We start from the raw sequence: 21,291 nt of genomic DNA, 5'->3' as shown, positions 1-21,291 counted from the left end.
CGGTGCCGCGGATCACCACCACACCCGCGGCGCGCCCCGGGACGGGCACCGCGTCGCCGGGCGCGGCATGATGGAGCTCCCCCCATAGGTCGGAGCCCCGATGACGAACGTCGACCTTCTCACCGACGCCCACCTCACCCACGCCCGGACCGCCCCGAACGGGCGCAGCGCCGAGGTCGTTCTGCACGACGGCCCCCTGCGTCAGACGATCCTCGCGCTGCGCGCGGGCGTCGAGCTCGGGGAGCACAACTCGCCGCCCGCCGCGTCGATCCAGGTGCTGCGCGGGCGTGTCCGCGTCACGGCGCTCGGCGAGGGCGACGTCGAGCTGGGCGCGGGCGAGCTCCGGGTCCTCACGCACGAGCGCCACGCGGTGGGCGCGCTCGAGGACTCGGCGTTCCTCCTCACCACGGTGACGAGCGTCCCGAACGCCTGAGCGGCGGGCTCAGCGCCGCACGGCCCACGCCGCGAGCGCGAGCGCGACGACGTCCTCCGCGACCGCGCCGGGCCAGTCGGGGCGTGAACCGACGGCGAGGCGCCGCCACGCCGCACCGCCCCACGTCCCGACGGCCGCGCCCGCGGCACCGGCCACCGCGGCAGCGACGACGCCCGCGGGACCCGTGCGGTGCCGGGCCAGGAGGATCCCTCCGGCGGCACCGCTCCCGAGCCGGAGCACCGGCCCGGGCGGGTCGAGCCGGCTCGGTGTCCGCGGCAGCTTGTCGCCGACCATCTCGCCCACGACCCCGGCGACGGCGCCGGCCCGCGCGAGCAGGCCGGGTCCGCCGGACCCGCCGCGAGACCCGCCCCCGACCCACCCCCCGAGCACCGGCGCCGCGGCGCCGAGGCTGCTGCGCGACCCCGCGGCGACGCCGAGCGCGAGCGCCCGGGCGAGGAGCGCCGTCGTGCCGGGCGTGGGTGCTGCACCGTGAGACGTCATGGGTTCCTCCTGCGGCACGTCGGCCGTGCGGTGGGTGGCGGTCTCGTCGAACGTAACCGCTCCGGGCGCGGCCCACCCGGGCTGCGGGAGCGGTCCCGCTAGCCTGGGTCCGTGCCCGGACCCACTCTGAGCGAGGTTGCGCGCGACGCCGGCGTCTCCCTCGCGACCGCCTCCCGCGCGATCAACGGGAGCGCGAACCGCACGGTGCGCCCTGACCTCCGGGAGCGGGTGCTCGCGTCGGCCCGTCGGCTGGGCTACTCGCCGGACCCGAGCGCGCAGGCCATGGCGCGCGGCCGCACGACGAGCGTCGGCCTCGTGGTGCACGACATCGCGGACCCGTACTTCTCGTCCCTCGCGGCGGGCGTCGCCGACGCGGCCGACCGCGACGGGCTCATCGTCACCCTCACGAGCACGCGGCACTCGCCGGAGCGCGAGCGCGCGTTCGTCGAGCTCATGGACCGCCAGCGGGCGCGAGCGGTCGTGCTGGGCGGCGGGCGGCTCGCGGACGACGCCGACGGCGCGCTGCGGGGCGCGCTCGAGCGCTACCGCGCGTCGGGGGGCGGGGTCTCGCTCGTGGGCCAGCCGCTCGGCGACCTGCCCGCGGTGGCGATCGCCAACGCCGACGGCGCCGCGGACCTCGCGCGCGCCCTGCACGGCCTGGGCTACCGCGCGTTCGGCGTGCTGGCGGGCCCGGCGGGCCACCGCACCGCGCTCGACCGGGCGCGTGGCTTCACCGAGGCGCTGGCCGCCCTGGGCTCGCCCGTCGCCGGCGAGGCGGTCGTCGAGTGCGCGTTCACGCGCGACGGCGGCCACGGCGGGATGCGCGCGCTGCTCGACCGCCTGGGGCCGGAGCGCCCCGAAGCGGGCACCCCGCCCGTCGCCGTCTTCGCGGTGAACGACGTCATGGCCGTCGGGGCGATGGCCGCGGCGCGCGAGGCGGGGCTGCGCGTCCCCGAGGACGTCGCCGTGGCGGGCTTCGACGACATCGTGACGCTGCGCGACGTCACGCCCGCCCTGACGACGGTGCGCATCCCGCTCACGGAGGTCGGGGAGCAGGCCCTCGCGCTGGCGCTCGCGCCGCTCGACGACGACTCCGAGCCCCGGCGGGTCGAGGTCCGCGGCGAGGTCGTGCTCCGCGAGTCCACGCCCCGGCTCTGATCCCTGTTGACGCGGGAAAACGGTTCCCCTACGCTCGCGGAAAGCGCATTCCGCGCTCGGCGGCCCGCCGGGCGCCCGACCGACGACGGAGCCGATCGATGACCACCACCCGAACCCTGCGGATCGCGATGAACGGCGTGACCGGCCGCATGGGGTACCGCCAGCACCTCGTCCGCTCGATCCTGCCGATCCGCGAGCAGGGCGGCGTCGACCTCCCCGACGGCACGCGCCTCCAGGTCGAGCCGGTGCTCGTCGGGCGCAACGAGACCAAGCTCCGCGAGCTCGCCGCGCAGCACGACGTCGAGCACTGGACCACCGACCTCGACGGCGTGATCGTCGACCCGGCGACCGACGTCGTCTTCGACGCCTCGATGACCGCGCTGCGCGCCAAGACGCTCACCAAGGCGATGCAGGCCGGCAAGCACGTGTACACCGAGAAGCCGACGGCCGAGACGCTCGCCGAGGCGATCGACCTCGCACGGCTGCGCGAGGAGACCGGGGTGACCGCCGGCGTCGTGCACGACAAGCTCTACCTGCCCGGCCTCGTCAAGCTCCGCCGGCTCGTCGACGAGGGCTTCTTCGGCCGCATCCTGTCCCTGCGCGGCGAGTTCGGCTACTGGGTGTTCGAGGGCGACCACCAGGCCGCCCAGCGCCCCTCGTGGAACTACCGCGCCGAGGACGGCGGCGGCATGACGACCGACATGTTCTGCCACTGGAACTACGTGCTCGAGGGCATCCTCGGGTCCGTCAAGACCGTCACCGCGCAGACCACGACCCACATCCCCACGCGCTGGGACGAGCAGGGCGCGGAGTACGCCGCGACCGCCGACGACGCCGCGTACGGGATCTTCGGGGTCGAGACGCCGGGGGGCGACCCGGTCGTCGCGCAGATCAACTCGTCCTGGGCCGTGCGCGTCCACCGCGACGAGCTCGTCGAGTTCCAGGTCGACGGCACGCACGGCTCCGCGGTCGCCGGGCTGCGCCGGTGCGTCGCGCAGCAGCGCGCCCACACCCCCAAGCCCGTGTGGAACCCCGACCTCCCCGTCACGGAGCCGTTCCGCGACCAGTGGCTCGAGGTCCCCGCGAACGCCGACCTCGACAACGGCTTCAAGGCCCAGTGGGAGGAGTTCCTCCGCGACGTCGCCGCCGGCCGCCCGCACCGCTACGACCTGCTCTCCGCGGCGCGCGGCGTGCAGCTCGCCGAGCTCGGGCTCCGCTCGTCCGCCGAGGGCCGCCGCCTCGACGTGCCGGAGATCGTGCTGTGACCGCGCCGACGACCGAGGCTCCCGGCGCGCGCGAGCTGCGCGACCGGGACGGCAGCGGCGCCGTCGTGCGCCTGCCCCGCTTCGCCGACGACGGCCGCGTCGCCGGGACCGAGGTGCGCGAGCTGCTCGTCCCCGGCCCGTGGACGACGCCGGCCGCGCCGTTCCGCTCGCGCGTCGCCTTCGCGGCCGCGCACGTCGTGCCGCAGGTGGGTGCGGAGAACGTGCCCGGCGCGCCCGCCGTCGTCGACTGGGACACGACGCTCGCCTACCGGCACCGGCTCTGGGAGCACGGGCTCGGCGTCGCCGACGCGATGGACACCGCGCAGCGCGGCATGGGCCTCGACTGGGCCGCGACCCAGGAGCTCGTGCGACGCTCGGCGGCCGAGGCGCGGACCGTCGGCGGTCGCGTCGCGTGCGGCGCGGGCACGGACCAGCTCGACCCCGCCGTCGTCGCGGGCTGGGAGCCGGGCGACCCCGCCGCGCTCGCCGCCGTCACCGACGCCTACCGCGAGCAGGTGCACGTGGTCCAGGCCGCGGGCGCCCAGGTGATCGTCATGGCGTCGCGCGCGCTCGCCCGCGTCGCCCGCTCCCCCGAGGAGTACGCGCGCGTCTACGACGCCGTGCTCGCCGAGGCCGAGGCGCCCGTGATCCTGCACTGGCTCGGCACGATGTTCGACCCCGCGCTCGCCGGGTACTGGGGCACGGGCGACGACGTCGCCGCGGCCACCGACGTGTTCGTCGACCTGGTCCGTGCCCACCAGGGCCGCGTCGACGGCGTCAAGGTGTCGCTGCTCGACGCCGCGCACGAGAAGGACCTGCGGGCCCGCCTCGCCGCGCTCGACCCCGCCGCAGGGGGCGCCGTGCGCCTCTACACGGGCGACGACTTCAACTACCCGGAGCTCGTGGTCGGTGACGGCCGCGCGCACTCGGACGCGCTGCTCGGCATCTTCGCGGCGATCTACCCCGCCGCGTCGACGGCGCTCGGCGCGCTCGACGCCGGGCACCCCGACCGCGCGCACGCGATCCTCGCGTCGACCGAGGCGCTGGGGCGCCACGTGTTCGCCGCGCCGACGTACTACTACAAGACGGGGATCGCGTTCCTGTCGTGGCTCAACGGCACCCAGCCCGCGTTCCAGATGGTCGGCGGGCTCCAGTCCGGGCGCTCGGTCGCGCACCTCGTCGCGCTCGTCCGCCTCGCCGACCGCGCCGGGCTCCTGCTCGACCCGGACCTCGCCGCGCGTCGCACGCGCACCTTCCTCGAGGCGAACGGGGCGGCGTCGTGACCGCCGCTGCCGCGCCCGACCTCTCGCGGTGCTCGCTCAACACCGCGACGGTCAAGCGCGCGACGCTCGAGGAGGCGGTCGCGCTCGCCGCGGAGGCGGGCTACGGGGCCGTCGGGCTGTGGCGCGACCGCGTCCAGGAGATCGGCGCCGCGCGGGCCGTGAAGGTCGTCGCCGATGCCGGGCTGCGCGTGTCGTCGCTGTGCCGGGGCGGGTTCCTCACCGCGACCGGCGCGGACGACGTCGCCGCGGCGCTCGACGACAACCGGCGCGCGATCGAGGAGGCGGCCACGGTCGGGACGCGCGAGCTCGTGCTCGTCGTGGGTGGCCTGCCGGCCAACGGCACGCCCGGTCAGGGGCCGCGGGCCGACGCCGCACCGGCCGACCGCGACGTCGTCGCCGCGCGCGGGCGCGTGGCCGACCGGCTCGCCGACCTCGCGCCGTTCGCCGCGGACCACGGCGTGCGGCTCGTGCTCGAGGCGCTGCACCCGATCTTCGCGGCCGACCGCGCGGTGCTCTCCACGCTCGGCCAGGCGCTCGACCTCGCCGCGTCGTTCGACCCGGCGGTCGTCGGCGTGGTCGTGGACACGTACCACGTGTGGTGGGACCCCGACCTGCGGTCGGGCGTCGCGCGCGCGGGCGCCGAGGGACGGATCGCCGGCTACCAGGTGTGCGACTGGATCCTCCCGCTCGCCGCCGACCCCCTCCTCTCGCGCGGTTACGTGGGCGACGGGTACGTCGACTTCGCGACCATCACCCGGTGGGTCGCCGAGGCCGGGTACGCGGGCGACGTCGAGACCGAGATCTTCCACCAGGAGATCTGGGACGACGACCCGCGCACCGTCGTCGCGACCGTGGCCGACCGCTACGCCCGCCACGTCCTGCCCTACCTGACCTCGGCCTGACCTCGGACCGGTCGCCGCCCGCCGCGCCGGAACCCCCCGCACGACCGGACGACGACCCGGTCTCCCCAGCAGCCCGTGCGCCGCTCGGCCCCCTCCCGCCGAGCGGCGTACGGGCTGTCGCGCACCTGCGCCCCGACGGCCTCGAGGGGTTGACGAATCGGACACGGCGGTGCATGATCGTGAGCGGAACATACCCCCTAGGGGTATCTGGGAGGAGAAACGGTGGACCACCGTACGGAGCATGACCACGGGCACGAGCCCGGTCCGAGCACCGGCGACACGCACCACGGGTCGCCCGCGCACCACGACGGGCACGCGCCCACCGTGACCGGCCCGGCCCCGGGGCACGAGGGCCACGACCACGCAGGCCACACCACGCACGCCGGCCACGGCCACGCGAGCCCGGACGCGCACGCCGGGCACGACATGTCCGGCCACCCGGGTCACGACGCGTCCGGCCACGCCGGGCACGACATGTCCGGCCACGGCGGGCACGGCGACCACGTCGGGCAGTTCCGACGTCTGTTCTGGGTCATGCTCGTGCTCGCGGTGCCGACCGTCGCGCTGAGCCCGATGTTCGCGATGCTCCTCGGCTACGACCTGCCCGACGCAGCGTGGCTGCCCTGGGTCTCCCCCGTGCTCGGGACGGTCATCTTCTTCTGGGGCGGACGCCCGTTCCTCACGGGGGCGGTGAGCGAGCTCCGCGGGCGCAAGCCCGGGATGATGACGCTCATCTCGCTCGCGATCACCGTCGCGTTCGTGTCCTCGCTCGGGTCGAGCCTCGGGCTGCTCGCGCACGAGCTCGACGTGTGGTGGGAGCTCGCGCTCCTCGTCGTCATCATGCTGCTCGGCCACTGGCTCGAGATGCGCTCGCTCGCTCAGACGGCGTCGGCGCTCGACTCGCTCGCCGCGCTCCTCCCGGACGAGGCGGAGCGCGTGGCGGACGACGGGTCGGTGACCACGGTCGCGCCGACCGACCTGGGCGTGGGCGACCTGGTCGTCGTCCGGCCGGGCGGGCGCGTGCCCGCGGACGGCGAGGTGACGGCCGGGTCCGCGGACGTCGACGAGTCGATGATCACCGGCGAGTCGCGCCCCGTGCGCCGCACGGTCGGGGACGCCGTCGTCGCCGGGACCGTCGCGACGGACGACGCGCTGCGCGTACGGATCACGGCCGTCGGCGAGGACACCGCGCTCGCGGGCATCCAGCGCCTCGTCGCCGACGCCCAGGCATCCTCGACCAAGACGCAGCGCCTCGCCGACCGCGCCGCCGGCTGGCTGTTCTGGTACGCGCTCGGTGCGGCCGCCCTGACGATCGGGCTGTGGCTCGTCTTCGGCACGCCCGAGCAGGCGCTGATCCGCGCGATCACCGTGCTCGTCATCGCGTGCCCCCACGCCCTGGGCCTCGCGATCCCGCTCGTCGTCTCGCTCTCGACCGAGCGGGCCGCGAAGGCCGGCGTCCTGGTGAAGGACCGCCTCGCGCTCGAGCGCATGCGCACGGTGGACACCGTCCTGTTCGACAAGACCGGGACGCTCACCGCGGGCGAGCCGGTCGTCGCGCACCTCGCCACCGCGGGCGGCACCACCGAGGACGAGCTCCTCGCGCTCGCCGCCGCGGCCGAGGCCGACAGCCAGCACCCGCTCGCTCGCGCGATCGTCGACCGCGCAGCCGAGCGGGACGTCCAGGTCTCCCAGGCGACCGACTTCCGGTCGCTCACCGCGGTCGGGGTCGAGGCGACCGTGCCCACGCCGCACGGCGCGCAGCGCGTGGCGGTCGGCGGGCCTGCGCTCCTGCGCGAGCGAGGGCTCGACCCCCTGCCCGACGCCGAGGCCTGGGCGCACGACGGCGCGACCGTCCTGCACGTGGTGGTCGCGCCCGAGGCGGGGCACGACCAAGCGACGGGCGAGGTCGTGGGCGCGTTCGCCCTCGCGGACGCGATCCGCCCCGAGTCGCGCGAGGCCGTCGACGCGCTGCACCGCCGCGGCATCAGGGTCGTCATGATCACGGGCGACGCCGAGCCCGTCGCCCGCGCGGTCGGCCGCGAGCTGGGCATCGACCAGGTGTTCGCCGGCGTGCGCCCCGAGGACAAGGACGCGAAGGTCGCCGAGCTCCAGCACGACGGCCGCGTCGTCGCGATGGTCGGCGACGGCGTCAACGACGCCCCTGCCCTCGCGCAGGCGGACGTGGGCATCGCGATCGGCGCCGGCACGGACGTCGCCATCGCGTCGGCCGGGGTGATCCTCGCGAGCTCTGACCCGCGCGCCGTGCTGTCGATCATCGAGCTGTCGCACGCGTCGTACCGCAAGATGCAGCAGAACCTGTGGTGGGCCGCGGGCTACAACATCGCGGCAGTGCCGCTCGCGGCGGGCGTGCTCGCCCCGGTCGGGTTCGTCATGCCGATGGCGGTGGGCGCGATCCTCATGTCCGCCTCGACGGTCATCGTGGCGCTCAACGCGCAGCTCCTGCGCCGCATCGACCTCGACCCGGCGCGGCTCGCCTCCCGGTGACCGCCACGTCGACCACGAGGCTGCTGTCGTTCTCCGCGCGAGAACGACAGCACCCTCGTGCTCACGGGCGCGCCGGGTCGTGGTCGGCGGTCGCGCTCGTGGGGATGCTGGCGGCCGCCGTGCTGTGGATGCACGTCCTCGCCGGCAGCAGCACGCACCACGTCGTCGTGCTGCCCGACGCCGGCTCCGGGCACGGCGGTCCGGTCACCCTCCTCGAAGGTCGGCCGTCGTCCGCGGGCGGCACACTTTCCGCGCACGGCGACCCCGCGTACGCCGGCACCGGGCTCGGCCGGGGCCACGGCACGGCCGAGGCCGGGCCGGGTCCCGTCCTGTCGGCCGGAGCGGACGCGCACGACAGCGGCGCGGGACCGCTGTGCCTCATGGTGCTCGTCGCGCTGGTGACGCTGGCCGCGCGGGCGGCGCTGCGCCGTCGGGCACCCTGGCACCCGCCGGGGACAGCGGCGCGCGCCTCCGAGGACCTCCGGATCCCGGTCCGGAACCGACGACCCGACCTCCACGCGCTGGGGATCAGCAGGACGTAGGCCGACGCCGGCCCCGTCCCCGGGCGCCGTCGTGCGCCCGCTGCACCCCACGAACGGAGATCGACCATGACACGCACCGCACGCACGACCCTCGCCGCGCTCGCGCTCGGCACGACGCTCGTCGTCGCCGGCTGCTCCGACGCCGGCACGGGCGACCACGAGAAGCACCCCGCGGCAGGCTCGTCGAGCGAGACGTCCGCGGGCGTCACGACGGCGTCCGACGCCGACGTGATGTTCGCCCAGATGATGATCCCGCACCACGAGCAGGCCGTGGAGATGTCCGCGATCGTGCTCGCGAAGGACGGCGTCGACGAGCGCGTCGTCGCGCTCGCGGAGCAGATCGAGGCGGCCCAGGCCCCCGAGGTCGAGCAGATGACCGCGATGCTCGACCGCTGGGGCGCCGACCCGTCCGGCGGCGACCACGGCGGCCACATGGACGGCATGCTCGACGACGAGGCGCTCGCCGCGCTCGAGGCCGCGCCCGCCGAGGAGGCGCAGCGCCTGTTCCTCGAGGGCATGGTCGAGCACCACGAGGGCGCCGTCGCGATGGCGCAGGACGTGCTCGCCGAGGGCGAGGACCCCGAGGTGCGCGCCCTCGCGGAGGAGATCGTCGCGACGCAGCAGGAGGAGATCGACACGATGCGCTCGCTGCTCGCCGAGCTCTGACCGCCGAGCACGACGTGGGTGTCGCTCTGAGCGCCTTCGCGGCACCCACGTCGTGCTCGACCGCGAGGAACGTCGTGCTCGCTGCGAGACTGGGCGGGTGACCACGCCGACCCCCGCCGACCGGCCCGTCGCCGGCGTCCTGCTCACGCCGGGCGCCGGCGCGAGCCGCGACCACCGCGCGCTCGTCGCGATCGACGACGCGCTCGCCGCGCTCGACCCGCCCGTCCCCGTGCGCCGCGTCGACTTCCCGTACCGGACCGCGGGCAGGCGGATGCCCGACCGTCCGCCCGTCGCGATCGCGCACGTGCGCGCCGAGGCCGAGGCGTTCGCCGCCGAGCTCGGCACGACGACGGACCGCCTCGTGCTCGGCGGCCGCTCGTACGGCGGACGCATGTGCTCGATGGCCGTCGCCGAGGGCCTGCCCGCGGCCGGGCTCGCGCTCGTCAGCTATCCGCTGCACCCGCCGGGCAAGCCCGAGCGCCTGCGCACCGAGCACTTCCCCGACCTCCGCGTACCCGTGCTCCTCGTGTCGGGGCGTACCGACCCGTTCGCGACGCCCGACGAGCTCACCGAGCACACCGCCGCGATCCCCGGCCCGGTCACGCGCGTCGAGCTCCCGGGCGCGCACGACCTCAAGGGCCAGGACACCGCGGTCTGCGACGCGCTCGTCGCGTGGCTCGGGACGCTCGGCCGACCGAACCCGTAGGCGCGCCTCAGCGCCGCCCTCGCCGGACGCGGAGCACAGCCGCATCGACACGCGGCGGCGGCCGGAACGCCGAGCGCGGCACGGGCCGCCCGACCTCGACCGACCAGCCCCGCGCGGCGCGCCCCGCCGTGCCCTCGCCCGCGGCGATGCGCTGCGCAGCCTGCCGCTGCATGACGACGTCCGCCGCCACGAGCGCGGATCCCCGCGCGAGCACGCGGGCGAGCAGGGGCGACGTCAGCCCGAACGGCGGGTTCGCGACGACGCGGAAGGGGCGACGCGGCAGGCGCAGGTCGGCGAGGTCGACCTCGAGGACCGTCACGTCCGCGGCGGCGAAGCGCTCGCGCAGGGCGCGGGCCCGCCGGGGGTGCAGCTCGACGGCGAGGACCCGCGCGCCCGCGGCGACGAGGTGCCGCGTGAGCGCCCCCTCGCCCGCCCCGAGATCGAGGACGAGCTGACCGGGACGCACGCCCGCGTCGTCGACCACGCGCGCCGCGTGCTCAGCGGTGAGCGGGTGCCATCCCCACTCGCGTCGAGAGGCCGACCCGGCCACGACGCACCATCGTCATGAAGAACATGGCGGCCACGCTAGGACGGCGCGAGCGTCGTCGTCGAGCGATTTGTCCGGGCTCGTGACAGGTCTCTCCGTCGGCTCTCCGTCGGCTCTCCGTCGCCTCTCCGTCGGCTCACCGGCGACGTTCCGACGGCGGGCCAGGACTGCGTACGATGTGCCGCGGAGCACGCCCGAGCCGACCCGGAGGTGATGATGCGCGCCGCTGGCCGACTGCTCGCCCTCACGACCCTGGGGGTCGTCACGGCGGCGCTCACCGCGTCCCCGGCGGTCGCGGACGACCGTGACGGCGGCGGCGGGCTCGCCGTCACCGTCGACTCCGTGTCGTTCGACGCGAGCCGGCTGCGCGACTCCTCGGGGTGGCTCGGCTACATCGTCACGGCGCCCGACGGGTCGCACGCGCGCAACCTCGGCGACCGGTACTCCCGGGAGGACGCGGCCGACGGCGTCCTGGAGCTCGACGTCCCGCAGCGCGGGCCGTACGGCGACGGGTACTGCGTCAGCTGGGTCCTCGTGACGGGCATCGACCGGCAGTTCGCCGGGTGGAACGGCGACGCCGCCGTCTGCACGGCCGCCGCCACGCCCCCGCCGACGACGCCGCCCCCCGCTCCCGCGACGGAGGCGCCCGTCGAGGCACCGGCGGTCGAAGCGCCGGCACCGGTCGTCGAGGGACCGGCGGAGACGGCGGACGCGCCTGAGCCGGAGGTCACCGAGGAGCCGACGGAGGAGCCGACAACGGAGGCCCCCGTCGAGCCCACTCCCACGGAGACGCCCACGACGCCCCGTCCGGAGCCGTCGCGCACGCCGCTGACGTCCGCCGCGGAGCGCATGGCGCCTCCCCCGCCCGCAGACGAGGCGTTCCCGACGCTCGCCGTGGTCGGCGTCGGCGGTCTCGTCGCCGCGGCAGCGGGTGGCGCGATCCTGCTGCTGCGCCGCGTCGGCTGAGCGCTCAGCGCGTGCGCGGAGCGGAGCTCCTGGCCGCGCGGCGCTGCCACCGCACCAGCTCGTCGACGTCCCCCGCCGTGTAGTCCGGGTCCGCCGGGTCGTGCGCCGCGACGGCGGGGCGCGGGAAGCGTGCGGCGCGCGCGTTCAGCGGACGGGCGGCACGCGGGGTCGGCGTGTCGGTCTCGCGGAGGGTCGCCGGGCTCTCGACCATCGTGGGCCTCGTCTCGTCGGGTGGCATCGGCACGAGCCAAGCCCGGGAACGCGTCCGGCCGGTGACGAGAGTCCGTCCAGCAGACGAACAGTCGGCGGAGCCCTGGCGGTTGCGCGGGCTCGCCACCGGGCGGCAACAATCCGGGCTCGTTTCCTGCCTGACGGCGCCCGGCCGACGCGACCCGTGCCGGCCGGGTGTCCTTCAGAGGTGCGGTGCTGCCGCAGGACGCGCGGCGACGAACAGCGACGGGAGGGTCACCCGGCACGGCGAGCCGGACGACGCACCACCTCCTGGGAACGACGAAGCCCTGACCAGCGTTTCCGCTGGTCAGGGCTTCGGTGTCGGAGCCGCCTAAGGGAATCGAACCCTTGACCTATTCATTACGAGTGAATCGCTCTGCCGACTGAGCTAAGGCGGCGTGCTACCTCCCGGTCCGCTCCGCGAACCGCTGGCAACGAGCGCCTACTGTACCCAACGACCGGGTCAGATTCCAAAGCGGCCTCGTGGGCCGCCGTCGGACGCTCCCCGGGTCAGCAGCGCAGCCCGTCCTCGGGCACCGTCCCGTCCACCAGATAGTCGTCGACGGCGTCGCCCAGGCACGCGTTGGAGCGGCCGTAGGCCGTGTGCCCCTCACCCTCCCAGGTGAGCAGGACACCCGAGTCGAGCGTGTCCGCGAGGCCCTCGGCCCAGACGTACGGGGTCGCGGGGTCGTTGGTCGTGCCGATGACGACGATCGGCGCGGCGCCCTCGGCGTGCAGGTCGAACTCCTGCTCCACCACGGGGTACGCCCAGCCGTCGCACGTGAGGCCGCCGAACGCGAAGAAGAACCCCATGGTCGGCGCGGCCTCCTCGAGCCGCTCGAGCTGGGCCTGCATCGCGTCGGGGTCGTCGTCCTGGCGGCCGTCGAGGCAGTTCACGGCGCGGAACGCCTCCGACGAGTTGGTCGCGTACGTCCCGTCGGGGTTGCGGTCGTTGTAGAAGTCGGCCAGGTAGAGCAGCAGGTTGCCGGTGCCCTCCTCGAACGCCTCCGTGAGCGCCTGCGTGAGCACCGGCCAGCTCTGGTCGTTGTAGAGCGTGACGGCGACACCGTAGAAGCCGAGCGTCTGCGTCACGCGACGCTCGGAGTCGGTCGGCAGCGGGTTCGACTTCGCGGCGTCGAGGAGCGAGCGGATCTGCCGCATCCCCGCGTCGGCGTCACCGCGCAGGGGGCACTCGCCCCCGGCCTGGCAGTCCTCGACGTAAGCGCGCAGGGCGTTCTCGAAGCCGACGGCCTGCTGCTCGGAGATCGTGTCCGGGTCGAGGGTCGTGTCGATCGCGCCGTCGAGCACGAGCCGCCCGACCTTGTCCGGGAACAGCCCCGCGTACGTGGCGCCGAGCTGCGTCCCGTAGGAGTACCCGAGGTAGGCGAGCTTCTCGTCGCCGAGGACAGCCCGCAGCATGTCCATGTCGCGCGCGGCGCTCTGCGTGTCGACCTGGCCGAGCAGGTCGCCCGTGTTCTCGGCGCACGCGTCGGCCCAGGCGCGGCGGTCCTCCGCGAGCGCCTCGAGCCCTGCCTCGTCCGTGTCGAAGTCGCGGGACAGGGACTCGTCCTTCGCCGCGTCGTCGAGGCACACGACGGGCGAGGACTGCCCGACGCCGCGCGGGTCGAACCCGACGAGGTCGTAGGCCGCGGTGACGCGCTCGCCGACCGTCGGGGCGAGGCTCGTGATGAAGTCGATCCCCGAGGCGCCGGGCCCGCCCGGGTTGGTGAGGAGCGAGCCGATGCGCTCCCCCGTCGCGGGCTGCCGCTTCACCGCGAGCTCGATCTCGCCCGCCGTCGGGTCCTGCCACGAGAGCGGGGCACGCGCCGTCGCGCACTCCCAGCCCGCGCCGCAGTCCTCCCACGCGAGGCTCTGCCCGTAGAACTCCTCGAAGCCCTCGGGCCCGGACTCGCCCGTGCCGGACGCGGAGGTGGCGACGTCGTCCACGGGCGTCTGCTGCTTGGGCGGCGCCGAGCACGCACCCAGGACGAGGGCCAGCACGAGGGTCGCGGCGGCCGCCAGGGGACGTCGAGCAGCGCGGGAGAGGGGCGTCGTCACCCGCACACGGTAGCCGCTCCGTGGGTGCACGCAGGACGGTCCCGCCGGGGCGGGACCGTCCTTTCACTCGCTCTTCACCGCAGGTGCGGGCTACTCCTCGACCCAGGCGGACTCGCCGGTCGTGCCGTCCGCCGCGGGCGGCACGACGACGGTCCCGCGGTCGCCCAGGACGACGCTCACCTCGCCGCTCGCGTCCACGTCGTCGGGCACCCCGACCACGGAGGTCGCGGGCACGTAGTCCATCGTGCACGGCGTGTCCGGGGCGATCTCGACGAACGTCACGACGACGTCGCCGCCCTGGACCGCGGCCTCGTCCTCCGCGAGCACCGGGCACGTGCTCGACCCGTACGTCACGACGAACAGCAGCCCCGGCCCCGCGCTCCACGCGGCGCCGGTCCCGCCCTCGGTCGGCGCGTCGACGCCGGGCGGCAGGCCCGTGCCGTGCGCGCCCGCGACGACGTCCATCGTCCCGGCGTCGGGCAGGCCCTCCTCCTCGGACGCGTCGTCCGACGGCTCCTCGGACGCGTCCTCGCCGGGCTCGGTGGACTCCTCGGACGCGGACGGGTCGTCCCCGCCGCCGTCGGTGCCGGAGGCGCACGCCCCCAGGAGACCGACCGCGAGGACGAGCGAGAGCGCGGACGCGGTACGAGCCGACCGGGAGACGGGGCGGCGGACGGGAACCATGAGGACTCCTCGGTCGACGACGGGTGGCGCGACCATCGTGGTCCCTGGGGGGCGGTGGTGCGCGGCGAACCGCGACGCGCCGGACGATCGTGACCCGACGGTGACCCGGGGTGGGAGCATCCCAGCATGGACGCTCCGCTCACGACGCCCGGCACCGGACGGCCTCCGCTGCCCTGGGGCCTGCGCACCGACCTCCGGCGGCACGGCGACGGCGGCGACTCGAGCCGCGTCGGCTACGTCGAACTCTTCTTCGACCTCGTGTTCGTCTTCGCGGTCACCCAGCTCTCGCACGGCCTCATCGCGCACCCGGGAGCCGAGACGCTCGCGCACACGCTCGTCCTGGGCGTGGCGGTGTGGTGGGTGTGGGTCTTCACGATGTGGACGACGAACTGGCTCGACCCCGAGCGTGTCCCCGTGCGGACGATGCTCGTCGTCCTCATGCTGCTCGGCCTCGTGCTCGCGAGCGCCATCCCGGAGGCGTTCGGCGACAAGGCCCTGCTGTTCGCGGTGATGCTCGTGACGATGCAGGTCGGGCGCAGCGCGTTCGTCCTGGTCGCCCTGGGCCGGGTCTGGCCGGAGAACGCGGTGAACTTCGTCCGCATCACGACGTGGTTCGTCGTCTCGGGCAGCCTGTGGATCGCAGGTGCGGTCGTCGAGGAGCACCGGCTGGTGCTGTGGGCCGTCGCGTGCGTGATCGACCTGGCGGGCCCGCGCGCGATGTTCTGGCTGCCCTGGCTCGGCGCGTCGCGCGCGAGCACGTGGGTCGTGCGGGGCGAGCACATGGCCGAGCGCGTGAGCCTGTTCGTCATCATCTGCCTGGGCGAGTCGATCATCGTCACGGGTGCCGCGTTCGCGGAGCTGCCCCTCGACGCGACGACCGTGTCCGCGTTCTGCTCGGCGTTCGCGAGCACGGTGCTCATGTGGCTGCTCTTCTTCGACCGCTCCGAGCGGCGCGCGACCGAGTACTTCACGTCGCGCGAGGAGCGCGGCATGGTGGCGCAGACGGCGTACACGTACGTGCCGTTCGTCATCGTCGCGGGGATCGTGCTCACCGCCGTGGCGGACGAGCTGGTCCTGCTGCACCCGCTGGGTCACGACGGCGCGGGCCACGCCGACGCGTGGACCGCCGCGCTCGTGTGCGGGGCGGCGGCGACCTACCTGGTCGGCAACGCGCTGTTCCGCCGCGCGGCGGGCGGGAGGTGGTCGCTCCCGCACCTGGCGGGGGCCGCCGCGGTCGCGGCGCTCTTCGGCACGCACGCGTGGCTGACGCCGCTCGCCCTCAACTGGACCACGGACGCCATCCTCCTCGCGGTCATCGTCGGCGACGTCGTGCGGGCGAGGCGCCGGGAGGCGGTGCCGGACCCGGGGTGATCCGCACCGAGAGACGAGGTACGACACCTTCGTGCGCTTCACCCGGCTTTCGCCGGGCGCAAACCCCCCATCGTCGCTAGGTTCGCCCTGTTGGTGCGCGGCAGCCGGCCGTGCTCCGGGTACGGGGATCCGTAGAGAAAGGGCGCGACCGTGGACTTCTGGGACTTCTTCTGGCTCCTCGTCTGGAGCTTCTTCTTCATCGCCTACCTCATCGTGCTCTTCCAGATCATCGCGGACCTGTTCCGTGACCGTGAGCTCTCGGGCTGGTGGAAGGCCGTCTGGATCATCTTCCTCATCTTCCTGCCGATCCTGACGTCGCTCGTCTACCTCATCGCCCGCGGGCGGGGGATGGCGGAGCGGCAGGCCGCCGCCGTCGTCCAGGCGAAGCAGGACACCGACGCGTACATCCGCCAGGTCGCGAACACCTCGCCGGCCGAGCAGATCACGCACGCGAAGGCGCTCCTCGACTCCGGGGCGATCACGCCCGAGGAGTTCGCGCAGCTCAAGGCGAAGGCGCTCGCCTGACCGACGTCGCGTGACCGGCCCGTCCCACGATCGAGGGATGACCCGCTTCGGCTACACCCTCATGACCGAGCAGTCCGGTCCGCGCGCGCTCGTCGAGCACGCGGTCGACGCGGAGCGCGTCGGCTTCGAGTTCGAGGTGATGAGCGACCACTACTTCCCGTGGCTCGACGCCCAGGGCCACTCCCCCTACGCCTGGTCCGTGCTCGGCGCCGTCGCCCAGGCGACGGAGCGCGTCGGGCTCATGACCTACGTGACCTGCCCCCTGATGCGCTACCACCCGGCGGTGGTCGCGCAGAAGGCCGCGACGGTCGCCCTCCTCTCCGACGACCGCTTCACCCTCGGCCTCGGTGCCGGGGAGAATCTCAACGAGCACGTCGCGGGCGAGCGCTGGCCCGCGGTCGGCGAGCGGCACGACATGCTCGAGGAGGCCGTGGAGATCATCCGGTCCCTGCTCGACGGCGAGCGCCTCACGTTCGAGGGCGTGCACTACCGCGTCGACTCGGCCCGGCTCTGGGACCTCCCCGACGAGACCGTGGAGATCGGCGTCGCCGTCTCCGGCCCGCAGTCGATCGAGCGGTTCGCCCCGCTGGCCGACCACCTCGTGACCACCGAGCCCGACGCCGACGTCGTCGAGCGGTGGTCGGGGGTCCGGGACCGCGCGGACCTCGCGCCGTCACGCGTCGTCGGACAGATGCCGATCTGCTGGGACCCCGACGAGGACGTCGCGGTGGCCCGCGCGCACGAGCAGTTCCGCTGGTTCGGGGGCGGCTGGCACGTGAACGCCGACCTGCCCACGACCGAGGCGTTCGAGGCCGCGAGCCAGTTCGTCCGGCCCGAGGATGTCGCGCGGGCGATCCCGTGCGGCCCGGACCTCGACGCGGTCGTCGAGGCGGCGTCCGCGTGGTGGGAGGCGGGGTTAACCGACGTCGCGCTCGTCCAGGTGGGCGAGGTCGGGCAGCGCGAGTTCCTCGCGGACGCCGCGGGGCCGCTGCTGGAGAAGCTGCGCGCGGCGGCCCCGGCGACGTGAGCGTCCGTCAGGCGCGGGCCGCGGCCTCGGGCGCGTAGGAGCCGCTCTCCAGCTCCTCGACCAGCGACCCTCGGACCGGGGTCCAGCCGAGCTCGGCCGCCCGGACCGCGCGAGTCGCCTGGTCCAGCAGCAGCGCGTCCGCGAAGGGCGCTCCGAACCGCTCGCGCGTCGCCTCCACCGACTGCGGCACGACGGCGCCGCCCAGCCCCGCGGCCCGGCTCGCCGCCTCGGTGAGCGCCCGGACCGTGGGGCGCTCCGCCGTCGTGCCGAGCAGGTGGCCTCGGGCTCCCTGCTCCAGCGCGAGCGCATAGAGCACCGCGAGGTCGTCGACGTGGACGACCGACCAGTGCTGCGCGCCGTCGCCCACGAGCGCGAGGCCCGGTCCGTCCGGTCCGTCCACGCGCGGCGCTCCCGAGACGAGCGCGGGGATGCCGCGACCGTCCCCGTACACGACGCCGGGCGCGACGACCGACGCGACGACGTCCTGGGCGAGCAGCAGCTCCTCCACGGCGACGCGCCACGCGACGATCGCGGGCGGGTCGGTCGGCGAGGTCTCCGTCGCCGACCCGCTGCCCCACTTCCACACCCCGCTCGTGTGCACGAACGGCCTGGTCGTCCCGCCGAAAGCGCGCGTGACCGCCTCGACGACCGCCCGGTCGAGGGCCTCGCTCGTCCCGTCGCCGGGTGCGGCGGCGTGGATCGCGCCCTCGACCCGGTCGAGGACGGCGACGAGCGCGTCGGCGTCGTACGCGTCCACCCGGACGGGAGCCGCCCCGGCCGCGGCGACGGACGCGGCGGACGCCTCGGACCGCACGAGCGCGGTCACCTCGTGCCCGCGGCCGCGCAGCTCGCGCAGCACGGCCGACCCGACGAACCCGGTCCCCCCGGTGAGCAGCACCTGCATGTCGTACCTCCCGTGTCGTGGCCGGTCGGCGACCGGTCCGGACGGCACGGTATCCCCCAGGTACTGGTGACTTCACCGTGCCATACTTCCCCGGTGGATACCATGGCGAGCCGACCACGCGGCGACGCCGCCGCACCCGTCTCGCGGAGCGGACCCGACGGTGGGACCGACGGCGCGCCCGACGTGTTCGCTGCCGACTGCCCGAGCAGGCTCGTCGTCGAGCGCATCGGCGACAAGTGGACGCTCCTCGTCTTCATGGCCCTGCGCCGGCGCGTCCTGCGCTTCGGCGAGCTGCGCGACCTCGTCGGCGTCGTCACACCCAAGGTCCTGACCCAGACGCTGCGCTCGCTGGAGCGCGACGGCCTGGTCCAGCGCACCGTCTACGCCGAGGTGCCGCCGCGCGTCGAGTACGCGCTCACCGACCTCGGCCGGTCGCTCCTCGGCCCCATCGACGCGATCCGTGCCTGGTCGGAGGAGAACGGCGAGCGCATCGCCGCGTCACGGGCCGCCGCGAGCGACCGGGCCGGGGCGTGAACGCCCGCCGTCGGAGCCGGCCTCGGCAGCCACGTCGGCAACCACCGCGCGACCCTCCCCTGCGCTGGTGGTCGGGACTCCTGCTCGCGGCGGTCCCGCTGGGGATCGGCGCCCTCCTGCTCCGCGCGTCGTGGGACGACCTCACCGAGGGCGAGGAGATCGTGCCCGCCGTGCTGGTGCTCACGTTCCTGCTCGCGTTCCTGCTCGGCGTCGTGTCGTTGACGGTGCGTCGGCGCCTCGGCGACCGCCTGTACGCGGTCGCGAAGGTCCTCGTCACGGGCACCGTCGCGGTCTTCTTCGGCTGGATCGTGATCGCCGGCCTGCTCGCCCCGGAGCTCGTCGCCACCGGGTCGGGAAGCGGCCGCGCCCCGAGCACGCCCCTGGCCGCGCGGATCACCGCGGTCATCGCCCTGGTCGCGTTCGGGGGTGTCGCCGTCCAGGCGCTCGTCGACCGTCGGCAGCGCCGGCGCCGCGGCCCGGGTGGCGGCGGTCGCGCGCCGCTCGGGAGCGGGAAGTTCTCGCGGGGGCGCCGCCGCTGAGGACGGGTCGGCCCCTGCGTACGGGGCGGCCGCGGGTGCGTCAGCCCTGAGGACGCAGCGCAATGACCATCGCCTCGACCGCGAGCAGCGGCGCGACGTTGCCCTCGAGCCGCTCGCGCGCGACACCGATCGCGTCCATCCGCCGCACGGTCTGCTCCGGCGTCGAGTCCTCGGCGAGCGTGCGCACCGCCTCCGCGAGCTCGACGTTGACGAGCTCGACCTCGGCCCCGAGCTGCACGACGAGCACGTCGCGGTAGAGGGACAGCAGGTCGACCATCGCGCGGTCGAGCACGTCGCGCTGGTGCCGGGTCGCGCGCCGCTTCTGGTCGGCCTCGAGGTCGCGGAGCTGGGAGCGCAGGCGGGGCGGGAGGGTCTCGCCGTCGGTGACGCCGAGCGCGCGCAGCAGCTCGGCCTTCTCGGCCGCGTCGCGCTCCTCGGTCGCGGACTTCGCCTCGGCCTGCGCGAGGTCCACGAGCTCCCCCGCGGCGAGCACGGCGTCGCCCACCCCGCGGACCCGGCGCGCGAGCGAGAGCACCGACGTCCGCCGGTCCCGGGCCCCCGCGTCGCGGGCCAGCCGGCGCGCGAGCCCGATGTGGCTCTGCGCCGCGCGGGCGGCGACGAGCGCGACGTGCTCGTCCACGCCGTCGCGCTGGACCAGCAGCCCGGCCACGGCCTCGACCGGGGGCACGCGGAGCACGACGCCACGGCACCGGGAGCGGATCGTCACGAGCACGTCCTGCGGGCTGGGCGCGCAGAGGATCCACACCGTGTGGGGAGCGGGCTCCTCGATCGCCTTGAGCAGCACGTTCGTCGTGCGCTCCGCCATGCGGTCGGCGTCCTCGACGACGATCACGCGACGTCGGCCCTGCGACGGGCTGCGGCTCGCGACCGTCACGAGGTCGCGCACCTCGTCGATCTTGATCGTCACGAGCTCGGTCGCGACGAGCGTCACGTCGGGGTGCGTCCCGGCCAGCGTCGTGCGGCACGCCTGGCAGTGCCCGCACCCGCCCTGCTCGCACTGGAGCGCGGCGGCGAACGCGCGCGCGGCGTTCGAGCGACCGGAGCCGGGCGGGCCGGTGAGCAGCCACGCGTGCGTCATCGCGGCGGGGTCGGTCGCGGCGGTGCGGAGCACCTCGACGGCCTGCTCCTGGCCGACGACGTCGTCCCAGACGGTCACGCGGCCCCGCTCCCCGTCGCCGGCCCGGCGGCGGCACCCGGCCCGAGGCCGAGACCCGGGGTGTACCCGATCGCGCTGTCGGTGTCGTCGAAGCCGTCGTCAGGCTCGGCCCCGATCGTGTCCTCCGCCTCCTCGACGACCGGCGTGAGCTCGAGCCGGGCGGCGACATCGACCCGGATCTGCGCCTGGAGGTCGTCGATCGAGGCCGAGGCGTCGAGCACGACCCAGCGCTCCGGGTCCGCCGCCGCGCGCGCGAGGAACGCCTCCCGCGTGCGGCGGTGGAACTCCGCCCCGGCGCGCTCCAGGCGGTCGTGCTGCCGGCGGATCCGCGCGGTGGCCGCCGCGGGGTCGAGGTCGAGCAGGATCGTGACGTCCGGCATGAGGTCCTGCACGGCCCAGCGCGAGATGAGCTCGACCTCGTCCGCGCCGAGCTCGCGTCCGCCCGCCTGGTACGCGACCGACGAGTCGAGGTAGCGGTCCGTGACGACGATGGCCCCGCGCTCGAGCGCTGGGCGCACCAGGCTCGCGACATGGTGCGCGCGGTCCGCGGCGTAGATGAGCGCCTCGGTGCGCGGGTCCATGTCCTGCCCGTGGAGCACCGCGGCACGCAGCTCCTTGCCGAGCTCGGTGCCGCCGGGCTCGCGCGTGAGCACGACCTCGCGCCCCGTGAGCTCGCCGAGCCACTGCCCGAGCAGGCGCGACTGGGTGGACTTGCCGACGCCGTCGCCGCCCTCGAACGAGATGAAGTACCCGGGTGCGCTCACGGC

Annotated in this window: 23 protein-coding genes and 1 tRNA gene; 15 read left to right on the top strand and 9 right to left on the bottom strand. The window is 75.2% G+C overall.

Going from position 1 to position 21,291, the window contains the following annotated elements; all coding sequences use genetic code 11:
* Nucleotides 1–100 precede the first annotated feature (100 nt).
* Nucleotides 101–433, top strand: a complete 333-nt coding sequence (locus ACN9MS_RS04105; RefSeq protein WP_047231440.1) for a cupin — start codon at nt 101–103, stop codon at nt 431–433.
* 9 nt (nt 434–442) lie between these two features.
* Here the strand turns inward: ACN9MS_RS04105 and ACN9MS_RS04100 are convergent, their stop codons facing one another.
* The gene (locus ACN9MS_RS04100) at nt 443–934 is read right to left on the bottom strand and encodes a hypothetical protein (RefSeq protein WP_053369478.1); all 492 of its coding nucleotides are present in this window, start codon (nt 932–934) and stop codon (nt 443–445) included.
* Between the two features lie 111 nt (nt 935–1,045).
* On the opposite strand from ACN9MS_RS04100, the gene ACN9MS_RS04095 reads away from it, so the two are divergent.
* The 8 genes from ACN9MS_RS04095 (at nt 1,046) to ACN9MS_RS04060 (ending at nt 9,961) form a co-directional block, all read left to right on the top strand.
* Nucleotides 1,046–2,092, top strand: a complete 1,047-nt coding sequence (locus ACN9MS_RS04095; protein WP_426310840.1) for a LacI family DNA-binding transcriptional regulator — start codon at nt 1,046–1,048, stop codon at nt 2,090–2,092.
* A 98-nt stretch (nt 2,093–2,190) separates the two neighbouring features.
* Entirely contained in the window at nt 2,191–3,357 is a 1,167-nt protein-coding gene (locus ACN9MS_RS04090) for a Gfo/Idh/MocA family protein (protein WP_426310839.1), read from the top strand.
* 71 nt (nt 3,358–3,428) lie between these two features.
* The gene (locus ACN9MS_RS04085) at nt 3,429–4,640 is read left to right on the top strand and encodes a dihydrodipicolinate synthase family protein (RefSeq protein ID WP_426311820.1); all 1,212 of its coding nucleotides are present in this window, start codon (nt 3,429–3,431) and stop codon (nt 4,638–4,640) included.
* The gene (locus tag ACN9MS_RS04080; protein ID WP_426310838.1) at nt 4,637–5,542 is read left to right on the top strand and encodes a sugar phosphate isomerase/epimerase family protein; all 906 of its coding nucleotides are present in this window, start codon (nt 4,637–4,639) and stop codon (nt 5,540–5,542) included. The genes ACN9MS_RS04085 and ACN9MS_RS04080 overlap by 4 nt, the downstream gene beginning before the upstream one ends.
* A 222-nt stretch (nt 5,543–5,764) precedes the next feature.
* Nucleotides 5,765–8,047 carry a heavy metal translocating P-type ATPase gene (locus tag ACN9MS_RS04075; protein ID WP_426310837.1) on the top strand — a complete coding sequence of 761 codons (2,283 nt, stop codon included), beginning with the start codon at nt 5,765–5,767 and terminating at the stop codon, nt 8,045–8,047.
* Nucleotides 8,044–8,589, top strand: coding sequence for a hypothetical protein (locus tag ACN9MS_RS04070; RefSeq protein ID WP_426310836.1), 546 nt, complete (start codon nt 8,044–8,046; stop codon nt 8,587–8,589). Before ACN9MS_RS04075 ends, ACN9MS_RS04070 begins: the two co-directional genes overlap by 4 nt.
* Nucleotides 8,590–8,655: 66 nt before the next feature.
* Nucleotides 8,656–9,255 (top strand): DUF305 domain-containing protein, encoded by a 600-nt coding sequence (locus ACN9MS_RS04065; RefSeq protein WP_426310835.1) that lies wholly within the window; start codon nt 8,656–8,658, stop codon nt 9,253–9,255.
* Between the two features lie 97 nt (nt 9,256–9,352).
* Nucleotides 9,353–9,961, top strand: a complete 609-nt coding sequence (locus tag ACN9MS_RS04060) for an alpha/beta family hydrolase (protein WP_426310834.1) — start codon at nt 9,353–9,355, stop codon at nt 9,959–9,961.
* Nucleotides 9,962–9,968: 7 nt separating this feature from the next.
* Here the strand turns inward: ACN9MS_RS04060 and ACN9MS_RS04055 are convergent, their stop codons facing one another.
* A complete protein-coding gene (locus ACN9MS_RS04055) occupies nt 9,969–10,511 on the bottom strand; it encodes an rRNA adenine N(6)-methyltransferase family protein (protein ID WP_426310833.1) in 543 nt (180 codons plus the stop codon).
* Between the two features lie 210 nt (nt 10,512–10,721).
* Here ACN9MS_RS04055 and ACN9MS_RS04050 point away from each other — a divergent pair, with 210 nt between their 5' ends.
* Nucleotides 10,722–11,474 (top strand): hypothetical protein, encoded by a 753-nt coding sequence (locus ACN9MS_RS04050; RefSeq protein ID WP_426310832.1) that lies wholly within the window; start codon nt 10,722–10,724, stop codon nt 11,472–11,474.
* Nucleotides 11,475–11,478: 4 nt separating this feature from the next.
* Here ACN9MS_RS04050 and ACN9MS_RS04045 read toward each other — a convergent pair whose 3' ends face one another.
* The 4 genes from ACN9MS_RS04045 to ACN9MS_RS04030 form a co-directional block, all read right to left on the bottom strand.
* Entirely contained in the window at nt 11,479–11,685 is a 207-nt protein-coding gene (locus ACN9MS_RS04045; RefSeq protein WP_426310831.1) for a hypothetical protein, read from the bottom strand.
* Nucleotides 11,686–12,030: 345 nt separating this feature from the next.
* Nucleotides 12,031–12,103: transfer RNA gene (locus ACN9MS_RS04040), tRNA-Thr, on the bottom strand.
* A 112-nt stretch (nt 12,104–12,215) separates the two neighbouring features.
* A complete protein-coding gene (locus ACN9MS_RS04035; RefSeq protein WP_426310830.1) occupies nt 12,216–13,763 on the bottom strand; it encodes an alpha/beta hydrolase in 1,548 nt (515 codons plus the stop codon).
* 90 nt (nt 13,764–13,853) lie between these two features.
* Nucleotides 13,854–14,447, bottom strand: coding sequence for a hypothetical protein (locus tag ACN9MS_RS04030; protein ID WP_426310829.1), 594 nt, complete (start codon nt 14,445–14,447; stop codon nt 13,854–13,856).
* Between the two features lie 126 nt (nt 14,448–14,573).
* Between ACN9MS_RS04030 and ACN9MS_RS04025 the strand changes: the two genes are divergently transcribed.
* The 3 genes from ACN9MS_RS04025 (at nt 14,574) to ACN9MS_RS04015 (ending at nt 17,370) form a co-directional block, all read left to right on the top strand.
* Complete coding sequence (locus ACN9MS_RS04025) at nt 14,574–15,818, top strand: low temperature requirement protein A (protein ID WP_426310828.1); 1,245 nt, start codon at nt 14,574–14,576, stop codon at nt 15,816–15,818.
* Nucleotides 15,819–15,968: 150 nt separating this feature from the next.
* Entirely contained in the window at nt 15,969–16,343 is a 375-nt protein-coding gene (locus ACN9MS_RS04020; RefSeq protein WP_426310827.1) for an SHOCT domain-containing protein, read from the top strand.
* Nucleotides 16,344–16,380: 37 nt separating this feature from the next.
* Nucleotides 16,381–17,370 (top strand): TIGR03557 family F420-dependent LLM class oxidoreductase, encoded by a 990-nt coding sequence (locus tag ACN9MS_RS04015; protein WP_426310826.1) that lies wholly within the window; start codon nt 16,381–16,383, stop codon nt 17,368–17,370.
* Nucleotides 17,371–17,377: 7 nt separating this feature from the next.
* Here ACN9MS_RS04015 and ACN9MS_RS04010 read toward each other — a convergent pair whose 3' ends face one another.
* On the bottom strand, nt 17,378–18,274 hold the full coding sequence (locus ACN9MS_RS04010) for an NAD-dependent epimerase/dehydratase family protein (RefSeq protein WP_426310825.1): 897 nt from the start codon (nt 18,272–18,274) through the stop codon (nt 17,378–17,380).
* Between the two features lie 102 nt (nt 18,275–18,376).
* Between ACN9MS_RS04010 and ACN9MS_RS04005 the strand changes: the two genes are divergently transcribed.
* Together ACN9MS_RS04005 and ACN9MS_RS04000 are read left to right on the top strand one after the other, a co-directional pair.
* Nucleotides 18,377–18,808: a winged helix-turn-helix transcriptional regulator gene (locus tag ACN9MS_RS04005; protein WP_426311819.1), complete on the top strand. Its 432-nt coding sequence runs from the start codon at nt 18,377–18,379 to the stop codon at nt 18,806–18,808.
* Nucleotides 18,805–19,347 (top strand): hypothetical protein, encoded by a 543-nt coding sequence (locus tag ACN9MS_RS04000; RefSeq protein ID WP_426310824.1) that lies wholly within the window; start codon nt 18,805–18,807, stop codon nt 19,345–19,347. The genes ACN9MS_RS04005 and ACN9MS_RS04000 overlap by 4 nt, the downstream gene beginning before the upstream one ends.
* Before the next feature lie 40 nt (nt 19,348–19,387).
* Here the strand turns inward: ACN9MS_RS04000 and ACN9MS_RS03995 are convergent, their stop codons facing one another.
* Both ACN9MS_RS03995 and tmk read right to left on the bottom strand, forming a co-directional pair.
* The gene (locus ACN9MS_RS03995) at nt 19,388–20,524 is read right to left on the bottom strand and encodes a DNA polymerase III subunit delta' (protein WP_426310823.1); all 1,137 of its coding nucleotides are present in this window, start codon (nt 20,522–20,524) and stop codon (nt 19,388–19,390) included.
* Nucleotides 20,521–21,288, bottom strand: coding sequence for a dTMP kinase (gene tmk, locus ACN9MS_RS03990; RefSeq protein WP_426310822.1), 768 nt, complete (start codon nt 21,286–21,288; stop codon nt 20,521–20,523). The genes ACN9MS_RS03995 and tmk overlap by 4 nt, the downstream gene beginning before the upstream one ends.
* Between the last annotated feature and the right edge of the window lie 3 nt (nt 21,289–21,291).

Origin of the sequence: Cellulosimicrobium sp. E-16, assembly GCF_049913115.1 — a bacterium.
In the GTDB taxonomy this organism is placed as follows: Bacteria; Actinomycetota; Actinomycetes; order Actinomycetales; family Cellulomonadaceae; genus Cellulosimicrobium.
Note: the sequence above shows the minus strand (reverse complement) of the source record. Positions and strands in the feature narration are given on the sequence as shown.

What these genes read in the sequence shown, in the direction of transcription:
- ACN9MS_RS04025 (WP_426310828.1), top strand. Translation starts at nt 14,574, where the DNA reads ATGGACGCTCCGCTCACGACGCCCGGCACCGGACGGCCTCCGCTGCCC.
- ACN9MS_RS04105 (WP_047231440.1), top strand. Translation starts at nt 101, where the DNA reads ATGACGAACGTCGACCTTCTCACCGACGCCCACCTCACCCACGCCCGG.
- ACN9MS_RS04010 (WP_426310825.1), bottom strand. Translation starts at nt 18,274, where the DNA reads ATGCAGGTGCTGCTCACCGGGGGGACCGGGTTCGTCGGGTCGGCCGTG.
- ACN9MS_RS04030 (WP_426310829.1), bottom strand. Translation starts at nt 14,447, where the DNA reads ATGGTTCCCGTCCGCCGCCCCGTCTCCCGGTCGGCTCGTACCGCGTCC.
- ACN9MS_RS04090 (WP_426310839.1), top strand. Translation starts at nt 2,191, where the DNA reads ATGACCACCACCCGAACCCTGCGGATCGCGATGAACGGCGTGACCGGC.
- ACN9MS_RS04045 (WP_426310831.1), bottom strand. Translation starts at nt 11,685, where the DNA reads ATGGTCGAGAGCCCGGCGACCCTCCGCGAGACCGACACGCCGACCCCG.
- ACN9MS_RS04065 (WP_426310835.1), top strand. Translation starts at nt 8,656, where the DNA reads ATGACACGCACCGCACGCACGACCCTCGCCGCGCTCGCGCTCGGCACG.
- ACN9MS_RS04050 (WP_426310832.1), top strand. Translation starts at nt 10,722, where the DNA reads ATGATGCGCGCCGCTGGCCGACTGCTCGCCCTCACGACCCTGGGGGTC.
- ACN9MS_RS04005 (WP_426311819.1), top strand. Translation starts at nt 18,377, where the DNA reads ATGGCGAGCCGACCACGCGGCGACGCCGCCGCACCCGTCTCGCGGAGC.
- ACN9MS_RS04100 (WP_053369478.1), bottom strand. Translation starts at nt 934, where the DNA reads ATGACGTCTCACGGTGCAGCACCCACGCCCGGCACGACGGCGCTCCTC.
- ACN9MS_RS04015 (WP_426310826.1), top strand. Translation starts at nt 16,381, where the DNA reads ATGACCCGCTTCGGCTACACCCTCATGACCGAGCAGTCCGGTCCGCGC.